This is a genomic window from Vibrio sp. ArtGut-C1 (assembly GCF_002105475.1).
Lineage (GTDB): Bacteria > Pseudomonadota > Gammaproteobacteria > Enterobacterales > Vibrionaceae > Vibrio > Vibrio diabolicus.
In genome coordinates, this window is record NZ_NCTH01000004.1 from 132,713 (window position 1) to 145,569 (window position 12,857).

General features: G+C 45.3%; 9 protein-coding genes. 1 reads left to right on the plus strand and 8 read right to left on the minus strand.

All coding sequences use genetic code 11. From position 1 onward, the window contains the following. Positions 1 to 166 precede the first annotated feature (166 nt). Positions 167 to 1,273, minus strand: coding sequence for a response regulator (locus B7360_RS05135; protein ID WP_005397213.1), 1,107 nt, complete (start codon positions 1,271 to 1,273; stop codon positions 167 to 169). Positions 1,274 to 1,561: 288 nt separating this feature from the next. Here B7360_RS05135 and B7360_RS05140 point away from each other — a divergent pair, with 288 nt between their 5' ends. Next, complete coding sequence (locus B7360_RS05140) at positions 1,562 to 2,437, plus strand: LysR family transcriptional regulator (protein ID WP_005397211.1); 876 nt, start codon at positions 1,562 to 1,564, stop codon at positions 2,435 to 2,437. Positions 2,438 to 2,503: 66 nt separating this feature from the next. Here the strand turns inward: B7360_RS05140 and purF are convergent, their stop codons facing one another. From purF to B7360_RS05180, 7 genes are all read right to left on the minus strand, one after another. Further along, positions 2,504 to 4,018 carry an amidophosphoribosyltransferase gene (purF, locus tag B7360_RS05145; RefSeq protein ID WP_005397209.1) on the minus strand — a complete coding sequence of 505 codons (1,515 nt, stop codon included), beginning with the start codon at positions 4,016 to 4,018 and terminating at the stop codon, positions 2,504 to 2,506. A gap of 36 nt (positions 4,019 to 4,054) precedes the next feature. After that, positions 4,055 to 4,546, minus strand: coding sequence for a CvpA family protein (locus B7360_RS05150; protein WP_005380590.1), 492 nt, complete (start codon positions 4,544 to 4,546; stop codon positions 4,055 to 4,057). A 61-nt stretch (positions 4,547 to 4,607) separates the two neighbouring features. Beyond that, on the minus strand, positions 4,608 to 5,201 hold the full coding sequence (locus B7360_RS05155) for an SPOR domain-containing protein (protein ID WP_085342867.1): 594 nt from the start codon (positions 5,199 to 5,201) through the stop codon (positions 4,608 to 4,610). Positions 5,202 to 5,215: 14 nt separating this feature from the next. Beyond that, positions 5,216 to 6,478 carry a bifunctional tetrahydrofolate synthase/dihydrofolate synthase gene (folC, locus tag B7360_RS05160; protein ID WP_085342868.1) on the minus strand — a complete coding sequence of 421 codons (1,263 nt, stop codon included), beginning with the start codon at positions 6,476 to 6,478 and terminating at the stop codon, positions 5,216 to 5,218. A 46-nt stretch (positions 6,479 to 6,524) separates the two neighbouring features. Further along, positions 6,525 to 7,451: an acetyl-CoA carboxylase, carboxyltransferase subunit beta gene (gene accD, locus B7360_RS05165; protein ID WP_005397203.1), complete on the minus strand. Its 927-nt coding sequence runs from the start codon at positions 7,449 to 7,451 to the stop codon at positions 6,525 to 6,527. Between the two features lie 197 nt (positions 7,452 to 7,648). Then, entirely contained in the window at positions 7,649 to 8,443 is a 795-nt protein-coding gene (gene truA, locus B7360_RS05175; RefSeq protein WP_005397196.1) for a tRNA pseudouridine(38-40) synthase TruA, read from the minus strand. A 138-nt stretch (positions 8,444 to 8,581) separates the two neighbouring features. Continuing rightward, positions 8,582 to 12,820 carry a FimV/HubP family polar landmark protein gene (locus tag B7360_RS05180; RefSeq protein ID WP_085342869.1) on the minus strand — a complete coding sequence of 1,413 codons (4,239 nt, stop codon included), beginning with the start codon at positions 12,818 to 12,820 and terminating at the stop codon, positions 8,582 to 8,584. Positions 12,821 to 12,857: the final 37 nt, after the last annotated feature.

Genomic DNA, 12,857 nt, shown 5'->3' on the forward strand with positions numbered 1-12,857 from the left:
TGCACAAATGGGTCATTATTGTTTTAGGCGTTGACTATACCTTAAACAGCCAAATCTAAACACCAGCAAAAAGTAAGGTTATTGTTCGAGCATTTGTTGTTTTTTGTGGTTCTAAAAAGACAATAAGCAGCGCCAAGACGCTGCTTATTGTGTTATGAAGTCAGAATTATACCAGTCGTGATTTCCGGGCAATATTTAAGCTAAAACTTGAAGAACCTAAACAACCAATGGATAGCTGACCAGCAACACCTAGCGGTAAATCTCGGGTTATGAAGTTTTTCATACTTCCTGCCCCTAAACAGTTACCTGCCGCGATATGTTGATTAGTATTTCCGTCAGACCAATGGCTATCTAAACCCGCAGGCAGGATAGAAACGGAGGACGAAGCCAGATCAGCGACACCAAATACAGCATTAACCGCACCAGCGCACTCTGAACACTCGATTCCTTTTTCAATGATCCCTACCATATCCTTCAGATCAGCACTGAAACTCTTCAAATTACGCAGGTAATCGTCAAACAAAGCCCTAACAAGCAATGTCGTCGCGACACCATCATTACTCTGGGAAGCAGAGTCAACGAGATAGAACGCAAATTGCCCATTCATTAACCAACGATAATCGAACACCAGTGGCATAACGTCCGTCGATTGCAATAAACGGTATGAGCAGCGCCAATCACCTTGAGAAGCATCTTTCTCTGGCAATAGAGCATGCAGTAAATCTCTTGCAGCACTCGGGTTCTGCTGCAAATACTCTAGATGCCAGTGAAGCTCTTGCTCATCTGGGATTTCGCCACCGTCATCGACTCGGAACCACTGACTTGAAAAGTCTCGCTGTTCTGAGAAATGGCTATCGGTATCTTCGAGCGTATTGTCTATCGCCTGAGATAGGTGCTCATAATTACCTATCGGTTTAGGAAGAAAATCTTTAATACCAAATCGCAACGCTTTCGCGACATCGGACATTTCATCCGTGCCGGATACCACGATAAGCGGCAAGTATGGATATTCAAGACTGACTTCTTCGACGAATTCAATGCCATCTAATACCGGCATCGATAAATCACACAAGATAAGATCGGGTTGGCATTCCCTGAGTTGTTGAAGCGCCTCTAGGCCGTTTTCAGCTTCTACTACTTTAAAACCCTGACTTTCTAAATAAGCATTGGTTACTTTACGAAATATTGGATCATCATCCACCAACATAATTAGTTTTTGATTAACCACTTCCTGTGCCGAGACCATTGCCGTTTGACTGTGAGTCTTAAACATACCTTTACACCTCACAAAGCTAAGTCAAAAAACAGATTTATTATTAAGTCATTATTTTTGTTGTGTTTACATCCGGCGAAACGTTGCGCAGCAAGACTTGAGGCCGTTCCACCTTGTTATAAAACGTAGCTTGAAAACGGCGTTTATACAAATATTACGGGGTATAACAGTATTTACTCAAACAGGGTTGCTGTGTTCAAATGATGCAACATGTTGACTTAAAGCAAGCTTTGATCACAAAGTTAATTATAAATTAGCCGTAATCGGTAATTTAATGTGTCTGGAAATATGAAATTAGATGACTTAAACCTGTTTCGACTGGTTGTCGAAAATGGGAGCTACACCGCAACTTCGCGAAAAACCATGATCCCGGTTGCGACCATCACCCGACGCATTCAAGCGCTAGAAGACTCTGTCAATCTTCGACTATTGAACCGTCACGCTCGCAAACTCTCGCTTACAGAAGCCGGGGAACGTTTTTACCATGAGTGCTCCCCTTTGCTACAAAGGCTAACCACGGCAGCAGAGGAAATCACTGACGACTGCCGAGGAGCATCAGGCAAGATTAAGATATCGGCGCCTTATAACTTAACTAAGCGCATGATGATGCCGATGTTCAACAGCTTTATGAAGCAGTATCCGGACATCAATATCGAACTAACGACAGAAAATAATGCAGACAAGCTTGACCCTACTGAATGGGATGTCATTTTTCGAGTGGGGCCCCAACGTGATTCTAGCCTGATCGCACGCAAGATTGGCGAAGTGAAGGATATTCTTGTCGCAAGTCCTGACTACCTTGCCTCGAATCCGGCACCAAACCACGCAGAAGAGCTCTCTAACCATTCATTGCTAAAAGGCTACCCTCTTATCAAGTGGACCTTAATTAATAGCAAAGGCGAGTCTGTCGTAAACGTTGATCGTGGTCGCTTTCAGGCGAATGCACTAAATGTAGTACGCAGTGCTTGTTCCGAAGGTTTAGGCATCACGCTAATGCCAGATGTCATGATCAAAGAATACATCGAAAGCGGCGATTTGGTACGCATACTGCCAGATTGGAGTGCAAACCCGCGCGACATTTATATGCTTTACAACCACAAAGATCACCTGCCAGAGAAAGTTCGTCTCTTTATCGACTTTGTGATCGCTTACAACATTCACTAATTCGATAGCGAATACAAAAAACCAGAGCCGGAGCTCTGGTTTTTTTACGCCTCAAGAAAACGCCTATTATGCGCCTTCGTTATGCAGCTCTAGGTTTGCTAAATCCTGTTGGATTTCAAGTTGTGTTTTCGCATCATCGTTACGAAGACCATCTAAGAAGTCTAGGTATTGTTGGTCAATATCACCCGTTACGTATTCGCCGTTAAACACGGATGTATCGAACTGAGTAATATCTTGGTTTCCAAGACCGACTGCCTCAACCAAGTCTTCTAGACGTTGATAAATCAATGCATCAGCACCAATCTGCTTACAAATTGTATCGTTGTCACGGCCATGAGCAATAAGCTCGGTAGCACTTGGCATATCAATGCCGTACACGTTCGGGAATCGAACTTCTGGTGCTGCTGATACCATGTACACTTTCTTCGCACCAGAATCACGTGCCATTTCGATGATTTGTTCTGACGTAGTACCACGAACGATAGAGTCATCCACCAGCAACACATTCTTATCTTTGAACTCCGAACGAATTGCATTCAACTTGCGACGTACAGATTTCTTACGTTGTTGCTGACCAGGCATGATAAACGTACGCCCCACGTAACGGTTTTTCACGAAGCCTTGGCGGTAAGGGATATCGATCGCTTGAGCGATTTGAAGTGCGATGTCGCACGATGTTTCAGGGATAGGAATAACGACATCAATATCAAGATTTGCGTAGTCTTCACGAATACGTTCGCCTAACTTTTTACCCATTTCAACGCGAGCACTGTATACCGAAATTTTATCGATGAACGAGTCTGGACGAGCAAAATACACGAACTCAAAAATACAAGGGTTCAGCTTAGGATTGTCTGCACACTGCTTCGTGTACAGTTCACCGTCAAACGTTGCGTAGATCGCCTCACCAGGTGCAACATCACGAACAAAATCAAAACCGACGGCATCCAATGCTACCGATTCAGACGCAACCATGTACTCCGCTCTGCCATTAACTTCACGCTTACCTAAACATAGAGGGCGAATACCGTGTGGGTCACGAAACGCAATCATACCATGACCAATGATCATGGCAGTCACAGCGTAAGCACCACGAATTGTGCGATGCACATTGGTGACTGCGCGGAATACGTCTTCTGTCGTGACATTTCCTTTTACTGAGTCAATTTCGTGTGCGAGTACATTTAGTAATACTTCGGAGTCTGAAGTGGTATTGATATGACGGCGATCTTTTTCAAACAGCTTTTGACGAACTTCGTTAGCGTTGGTCAAGTTGCCATTGTGGGCAAGTGTAATACCGAAAGGAGAGTTTACGTAGAAAGGTTGAGCTTCTGAAGCGCTTGAACTGCCTGCTGTTGGGTAACGAACATGACCAATTCCGACCTCGCCTTGCAGGCGCTGCATATGTCTTGCTTCAAATACATCCTTGACTAAACCGTTCGCCTTGCGCAGACGAAAACGATTGCTTTCTATGGTACAAATACCAGCGGCATCTTGGCCACGATGCTGTAACACCGTTAACGCGTCATAAATAGACTGGTTTACAGGCGTTGTGCCCACGATTCCAACAATACCACACATGTCCTAATCCTCGATTTGCGACAGTAGCTGGCACTACTAGATAGTGCCAGACAGAAAACTTGATGTTGCTTGTAAATGCTCGAAGAATGGGGCGATGATACGGCTGAACTCAGGGATCAACTGTGAATCTTTCCACCAATCCGAGCTTGGGAATGCAGTAAACGCATCCATAAAAAACAGCACCGCAGAAACAATTAAGACTCCGCGTAGACCACCAAATACAATCCCAAGAATTCGGTCCGTACCTGATAGCCCTGTTTTTTGTACCAGTTGACCAATGACGTAATTCACCACTGCACCAACTACCAAGGTCGCGACAAATAAAGCCGCAATCGCCGCTCCGTTACGAAACATGTCATCTTCGATGTTGGTGAAGTACACCGCCAATTTGGCGTAGTAGTTGCTGGAGATAAAAAACGCTCCAAACCAAATCACCAAAGACAAAGCTTCTTTAGCAAAACCGCGAACTAAACTGATCAGAGCTGAAAATCCGATCACACCTAAAATGATAAAATCTATCCAATTCATGTTTTCTTCATCTTAAGTTGGCGCGCATTTTAACAGAAAAAATGCTGACGCAAACGTTTTCTTATGGATTTAATGGCTTAAATTTAAGCAATTGACCTTTTGAGCCTGTAATTTTTTGTAATTCCTTGACTTGTCGTTCAAGTTTACTTTTTGACACATCAGGACCAACAATCACTCTCGTAAACTCGTTTTCTTTCTTTGTATGAGCTTGATAGCCACGCTTTTGCAAATCAGCGACAAGCGCGACCGCATTTTCGTGATTCTTAAGCGCCATCAACTGAATGATCCAAGCAGAATCTTCATATTGATTTTTTTCTTGCACAGGACGAGTGGCCACCTCAACTTGCTCTGGCTGTTTGATGGCCTCTGGTTTAGGCGTCGGCGTTGGGTCGGGCTCAGAAGCAGCTACTTGGGCGTCCTCTTGTTCCTGCACCACCGCTTCAACTGGAGAGTCCGGTAACGCTATGTCGTCTTCCACTGGCTCTAATATTTCGAAGTTTTCCACATCACTATCAAGTTCAGGTTTGATAGGAATACTGGCAAATTCTTCTTTGTAGTGCAGTTTCTTACCATCTAGCACATCGGGAAGAACAATCACTCCGACTGCGACTAGAATGATGGTGCCGACTAAACGACTTTGGAATTTACTTGCCATCAAAATACCTTTGCTTATTTATTCTTTGATTGCCAATGTTCCAATACCTCTCCGACAGTATGGAATGAACCAACCACCAGAATGACGTCTTCTTGCTTTGCGTGGCTTCTTGCATTCTCAAAGGCGTCAACAGGGTTTTCAAAATGAACTTGCCCATCAGGTAAGTATTGGCACAACTCTCTAGCAGTCGCCGCTCTCGGTCCGGTTAGCGACGCTGGATACCATTGTGTTGCAATTGGAGTTAGCGCTTCAATGGTTGCTTTAATGTCTTTGTCATGCAGCATCGCGACCACAATATGGATATTCTTACCCAAATATTGGTGCTTCACTTTCTCTACCAAATACTCAGCAGAGTGCGGGTTGTGCGCGACATCAAGGATTATCTCTGGCTCGAGATGCAATATCTGCATGCGCCCTGCCAGGCGAGCATTATTCAAGCCATTGACAATGTTTATGTCAGTGATTTGCAATTCCGATGCTCCTAACGCCATCAATGCTGTTGCCGCATTTTGTAGCGGTAACGATGGAACAGGTAAATCCTCTAACGTAAATGCACCACTGCTCCACTTCCAACCATTATTAGTTAGTTGGTAATCATACTGAATACCAACTTGGAAGAACTCTGAGCCAATATCGTCAGCATGAGCCGCCACGGTCGCCGGTGGCGTTGGTTGACCACAAATTGCTGGCTTCCCTGAACGGTAAATGCCTGCCTTTTCAAAACCAATGACATTGATGTCATCACCAAGCCAATCCACATGGTCGATCGCTAAGCTCGTAATAACAGAAACATCATGGTCAACAACGTTGGTGGCATCTAGACGGCCGCCAAGTCCTACTTCAAGCAGCACAACGTCAACTTTCTCTACTTGGAAAATACGTAGCGCTGCAAGCGTACCGAATTCAAAGAGGCTAAGGCTGATATCACCACGCTGCTTTTCTACATAGTCGAATGCTTCACAGTGCTTTGCATCTACAACGTCGACGCCATTAATGCGTACACGCTCGTTGTAACGAATCAGGTGCGGAGAGCTGTAAACACCGACTGAATAGCCAGCATCGAGTAAAATGGCTTCCATTAACGCACACGTTGAGCCTTTGCCATTGGTGCCGGCAACGGTGATTACGGTTGGAGCTGGTTTGGTAAGATTGGCTTTGTTTGCTACCGCTTGGACACGGTCTAAGCCTAGATCAATTGCTGAGGAATGAATATTTGCTAAATAATCAAGCCACATCTCTAATGAAGATGTGGCTTGAGGAATTGGGTTTTGGGTCATCTAACTTTAACCATTAAATTCTTTGGTTTTTATGTTAGTTGATACTTTACCCTTTTTCGTCCGCTTCTGGTACAGAATATGGTTCTTCATTTGGAGATTCGTTAACCGAAACCACCAAAGGAGACTTGTGGTTAGTCATCTTAGCGATTAGACCACCCACACGCTGACGCATTTCACGACGGTCAACGATCATATCAATCGCACCGTGATCAAGCAGGAACTCACTACGCTGGAAACCTTCAGGAAGATCTTCACGTACTGTTTGCTCGATAACACGACGACCAGCAAAGCCAATCAGCGCCTTAGGTTCACCGATGTTGATATCACCCAACATAGCCAAACTTGCTGATACACCACCCATTGTAGGGTCAGTTAGAACCGAAATAAACGGCAGACCTTTTTCTGATAGACGCTCAAGCGCAGCACTGGTTTTTGCCATTTGCATAAGAGACATCAATGCCTCTTGCATACGAGCGCCACCACTTGCTGAGAAACAAACAAGTGCACAATTGTTTTCAATTGCTGCATCCACCGCTTTTACGAAGCGAGCACCAACAACTGAACCCATTGAACCACCCATAAAGGAGAATTCAAACGCACACGCCACAAGGGGTAGACCAAGCAGTTCACCTTGCATCACAACTAGCGCATCTTTCTCTCCGCTGTTTTTTTGTGCTGCAGAGATACGCTCTTTGTATCGCTTAGAATCTTTAAATTTCAGTTTATCCTGTGGCTCAAGTTCGGTACCTAATTCAACTCGATTGCCTTCATCTAAAAACGTTTCCAAACGACGACGCGCTTTCATGCGCATGTGATGGTTACACTTTGGACAAACTTCTAGGTTACGCTCTAGTTCAGCATGGTATAAAACCTGTTCACAAGAGGTACATTTAGTCCACACACCTTCTGGGATAGAAGCTTTGCGTGAACTTACTAGGTTGCTTTTCTCTAAAATCTTTTCAAGCCAACTCATGGAAGACCTTTTCTCTCAACTCTTCCGCTTCATTGCGAAAGATATAAATTCGACATAATACCGACGGATTAAACCATATCTTGCAGCTACTGTAGATAAAAAACTGGTTGTACCTATTTTTGATATCATAAATAGCGTATGTTTTCCGCTCACATTCAATGTAAACACTACCGATATTTTGAAATAAGTTTGTAAAATTAGTTCAAATTATCTGGCAAAAACAGTGGACCGATCGGCACTTCAGGTAACCCAAATTCTTCTGGATAGTCTACATCTACCAGGTACAGACCTTCCGCTTTCGCTGTCGCACCCGCTAGTTTGCGATCTTTAGCCTCTAGCAACCATTTGATCCATTCAGGACTCTCTTCACCACGTCCAACCTTTATCAAGCTACCCGTGATGTTACGAACCATATGATGCACGAACGCATTGGCTTTAATATCAATAACCACATAGTTCCCATGGCGCGTAACGTTCAGATGCATCAAGTTTCGAAATGGGCTACGAGACTGACAATGCGCCGCACGAAACGACGTAAAATCATTTTCACCAAGCAGATACTGCCCTGCCTCATGCATTTTTTTCTCGTCGAGCTCACCATGATAGTGGCTCACACCAGAGTTTAAGATGCCAGGTCGTAAAGCATGATTGAAAATAATGTAACGATAACGGCGCGCTGTCGCTGAGAATCGTGCATGGAAATCATCTGGGACTTCCTTAGCCCAACGAACCGCTATATCACTCGGCATGTTCGCGTTTGCGCCCATGGTCCAAGCTACCATTTTTCGAGTAACGTTGGTATCAAAGTGCACAACTTGTCCTGTGCCATGCACGCCAGCGTCTGTCCGACCAGCACACTGCACTTCAACTGGGTGATTAGCAATAACGGACAATGCTTTCTCTAGCTCTTCTTGGACACTTTTCACTTCTCTTTGGCGCTGCCAACCAAAGTAGTTTGTACCGTTGTACTCGATACCTAATGCGATTCTCATCTTAACCTTCGAACTCTAAAATGGGGCGGGAAGTATATACTCAAGTCACCTCAAGTTGCCAGTTTCAACAAGGATGACGTAGAGGTAGCATCATACTAGCGAGACACAAAAAGGGTAGCCAACGCTACCCTTTTCGATTTATCGGCCATTAATGGCATCAATCAGGCTCTTTGCTTCGCGGCGAATATCATCTTCACCGTAAACAATCGCCTCTTCTAGTAGCTTTATCGCCCCTTGAGAATCGTTCATCTCGAGATAGATTTTAGCAAGGTCCAGTTTTCCAGCAGCTTCAGCGTTGCTATCTACGTCAACATCGCCAATCTCACCGATAACATCTGGAAACTCGTTCAATCCGACATCAAGCTTCAGATCTTCCTCTTCGAACTCACCACCTTCTTTATCGACCTGAGCCATCAATTCATCAATCGTCATAAATTGATTTTTCTTCGGGTCAAAGTCATCCAAGTCGCTTTGCTCTGCCCAGTTTTCTTGCGCGATCTCTGGCTGACTTAGTGCGTCACTCGAATTCCAAACATCACGCTGGTCCTCAGGCACATCTTCCGTAGAACTTACGCTATCGGCAGCGGGTTTAAAGCCATCCCAATCATCTCCAACATCAAGCATGGTTTCAAAATCCATACCTGCGCTTGCGATGGTATCACTGTCTAACTGACCTTCAAACACCTCTGAACTTGCGTCTTCAGCAAGAAGGTTAGCCATTGAAGATTCATCATCTAAGTCACTTAGCGGCTCACCCTCTGTCGCCGTTGGCTGCACTTCTGGTTCAGTATCAAAACCGTTTTGCTGCGCAAAGACTTCAAACAAAGCATCATGATCGTTATCGGCTTGAAGAGTTGGTCTCGATGTCTCAGTTTCAACATTAGGAGTCTCTGGCGCACTCTCATTCATTGATGCGAGAACATCTTCCTCATTAAACTCAGGAAGGTCTTGGTCGTCAAAACTTAGCTCTTCATCCTCACCGGAGATTGGTTCTATATCTGCGATTTCAGAACTCGGTAATTCTGGCTCTTCTTCCATAGACGCCAATGCATCTTCTTCACTGAATTCTGGCAGTTCGAGTTCATCAAAATCGAACTCTTCTTCTGCTTCAGTCGCCGACTCAGCTTCAGAGCGCTCAGGCTCGATAGATTCTGGTTCATCTAACGTAGGTTCGCCTGCCATGGACGCCAATGCATCCTCTTCACTAAACTCTGGCAGTTCGAGTTCATCGAAATCGAACTCTTCTTCTGCTTCAGTGGCCGAATCAGCTTCAGAGCGCTCAGGCTCGATAGACTCTGGGTCATCAAACGCAGGTTCGTCCGCCATGGATGCCAGTGCATCTTCTTCACTGAACTCTGGTAGTTCGAGTTCATCAAAATTGAGTTCTTCTTCTGCTTCAGTCGCCGACTCAACTTCAGAGCGCTCAGGCTCGACAGACTCTGGGTCATCAAACGCAGGTTCGTCGACCATAGACGCCAATGCATCTTCTTCGCTGAACTCTGGTAGATCGAGTTCATCAAAATTGAGTTCATCTTCTTCTGCTTCAGTAGCCGACTCAGTTTCAGAGCGCTCAGGTTCGACAGGCTCTGGTTCATCAAACGCAGGTTCGTCGGCCATGGACGCCAGTGCGTCTTCTTCACTGAACTCTGGTAGATCAAGTTCATCAAAATCGAACTCTTCTTCGGCATTGGTGGCCGAATCAGTTTCTGATGCTAGTTCTGAACTTTCTGGCTCACTTTTGTTACCCGAGTTTTGTTCTTGTTCTGGTTGAGTTTCACTTTCTAGTTCAGGCTCATCCAGTAGCCAATCTTCTTCTTGTGGAACACCAAATTCATTTTCTACTGTATTTGGTGTCGGAGTGAACGCTGGAGCGTCTTCTACTGTCTCAACTTGAGGCGGCACTTTAGCATCAGGCTCTACTGATGCATCTTGCGTTGACTTAGAATTGGCAGCCTCTTCTTGTTGTGGCGAAGATTCCTCTATCTCAGCTTGCGGCTCTTCAACTTGTTGTTGCGCTAAATCACCTTCAGTATCAAATAGTGCATCCAGTTCAGCAGAAAAGTCCGCTTTTTCTTGCTCTGTAGGCTGAAGCTCTTCACTGTCTGACTCAAACAAGTCGTCTAGCTCGCTCATTAAAGGATCGTTCTCTGGTGAGAGGTCCTCTAAATCACCCAGAAACTCATCGCTGCTAAATGGCTCTGAATCAGTTTCTGGCTCGGTTAATGGTTGCTCTGGCGCTGTTTGTTGCGGATCTGGTTGACTGTCACTTAATAAAGCGTCGATGTCCAAACCAGGCTCAATTCCCGGCTCTTCATGATCGAGCTCTGACTCGGCTATTGAAGATGGTTTTTCGTCGCCGTCTGGTTCGCCAAAACCAAGAGAAGCGAGTAACTCTTCCTCTTCCGATTTAGTCTGTGCAGGGCTTTCGTCCTCTCGAATCAGATCATCAAACGGGTCTAACTCAGTCTCAGTTCCTGTCTCTTCATCAAGTTCTGGTGTGACGTCATCAATGAGTTCATCCAGTAAATCTGTGCTATCTGCATCTAACTCTTCAATCGAGTCATCACCTTCAAAACCAGAGAGTGCTTCTAGCTCATTCAGTGGGTCAAACTCGTCGTCTGTTTCATCTTCGTCAAAATCGATCAGTTCATCGAGTAAGTCCGTACTGTTTTCATCTAGAACGGCGTCTTCGCTGGCGTCACCTTCAACTTCTGTCGGCTCAGTAACAGGCTGCTCGTATTGAGCTAATAGCTTATCGATATCGTCATCAGATGCCTCTCCTGCGCTGAAATCATCATCCGATACGGGCTGTTTTAGTTCAGGTTCATCGGTATCTAGGTCGAAGTCGTCATTGCCAAGTTCCGCAAACAAGTCATCAAGCATATCCTGATCGACAGTGTCACTTGGTAACTCTTCTGACGGCTCATCTGCTGCAAGTAGTTCCGCAAACGCGTCGTCTGAAAGCGAGTCTGCTTTCTCGTTCGTATCATCTGAAAGATCGAAGCCAGCCTCATCGTCATCGAGCACTTCTAGTTCTGGAGCAACCTCATCTAAGGCTCGCTCCATCTCTTCTAAACCAAGCGCTTTTTCTTCGCCGTTAACTTGGATACCATTGTTTGATGACTCAAACTCATCCAGACCAACATCCAGGTCGCCGTCATCACCGATACCCGCAAATGGGTCATCGTCCCCTTCTAGATTGAAATCAAGTTCTTCATCGTCAAGGTTGGCAAAGACGTCTTCTTCTAAGTCTGGCTTCTCTTCTTGTGTAGCCTGAGTATTTATATCTTCATCTGCGAACAACTCATCATCAAGTGTGAGTTCTTCATCCAGCTCGTCCGTCGCCGCTAAACCAATTGGCGCAGCTAATGGATCGGTTTCCTGCGGCGATTGCTCAGCAGGCTCTTCCTCTTTGTTTTTAGAACGGCGACCAAGCAACATCACAACCAACAGTGCCAGCAATGCACCTGGAATAAGCGCCGCTAAGCCGACAAGCCAACCATTAGACAAAATCTTGTCAATCGTACTTGGCTGCATGCGTTGTTGCTCAGCAAGGCGCTGGCGCTCTTCAGCAAGCAGTTTCTCGACTTCCGAGCGAATGCGTTCTTCGTCATTCAGCTCATTTTTCAAGGTTTCAACTTCGCTTTGCACTTCTGACAACATTAAGCGAAGACGATGGTTCTTCTCTTCCAATGACTCTAATTCACTTTGTGAGCCTTGAAGTTTGTCTTTTAACGCACTGACCTGCTTTTCACCCTGCGGAGAGGTGTTCACAGGTGGCGCAGGAATAACTGGTATTGTTTTTTGAACCGGTTTTGGTTCCGCAGCTACAGTAGTTTCTGGCTTAGGAGCAACAGGCTTGGGTTCTACTTTTATTTGTGGCTTTGGTTGCTCGGTGACGCGTTGCGCTGGCGTGGCTCTATTTGTCGGCTTCGGCTGTTTTAACTTAGCCTCGTGCGCCTTCATAATCGCAACAGCTTGCTCTGTAGTCGCGCTTTGCACTTGCTCTAGAGACGGTACTCGTAGTCGACTCCCTGGGATCAACTCATGAATGTTTTGGTTCTCAAACGCTTGAGGGTTAATTCGATAAATGGCAAGAAGCGTTTGTTGAACGGTAACACCGCGTGAAGGTCGTAATTCTGAAGCGATCGACCATAGTGTTTGATTTTCACCAGTCGGACCAAAGAAACGTGACGGCTGAGTATTTGCAGGAGGAGCAGGTAATGCTCGCTCAATATCTTCAGCATAGCTCGGAGATGATTGCACTTCACCAGACGGTCCAACAAGACGAATTCCTTCGGCTTGAACCACTGATGATGTCTGAGTCGCGCTCATCAACACAAGGGCTGCTAACAAACGCTTATAATTTTGACGCATAGAAGGCTCAGTTTTGTGCTAAATACAATTTGAAATG

Coding starts and splice junctions, on each gene's coding strand:
- B7360_RS05135 (WP_005397213.1), bottom strand. CDS start 1,273: ATGTTTAAGACTCACAGTCAAACGGCAATGGTCTCGGCACAGGAAGTG.
- B7360_RS05140 (WP_005397211.1), top strand. CDS start 1,562: ATGAAATTAGATGACTTAAACCTGTTTCGACTGGTTGTCGAAAATGGG.
- purF (WP_005397209.1), bottom strand. CDS start 4,018: ATGTGTGGTATTGTTGGAATCGTGGGCACAACGCCTGTAAACCAGTCT.
- B7360_RS05150 (WP_005380590.1), bottom strand. CDS start 4,546: ATGAATTGGATAGATTTTATCATTTTAGGTGTGATCGGATTTTCAGCT.
- B7360_RS05155 (WP_085342867.1), bottom strand. CDS start 5,201: ATGGCAAGTAAATTCCAAAGTCGTTTAGTCGGCACCATCATTCTAGTC.
- folC (WP_085342868.1), bottom strand. CDS start 6,478: ATGACCCAAAACCCAATTCCTCAAGCCACATCTTCATTAGAGATGTGG.
- accD (WP_005397203.1), bottom strand. CDS start 7,451: ATGAGTTGGCTTGAAAAGATTTTAGAGAAAAGCAACCTAGTAAGTTCA.
- truA (WP_005397196.1), bottom strand. CDS start 8,443: ATGAGAATCGCATTAGGTATCGAGTACAACGGTACAAACTACTTTGGT.
- B7360_RS05180 (WP_085342869.1), bottom strand. CDS start 12,820: ATGCGTCAAAATTATAAGCGTTTGTTAGCAGCCCTTGTGTTGATGAGC.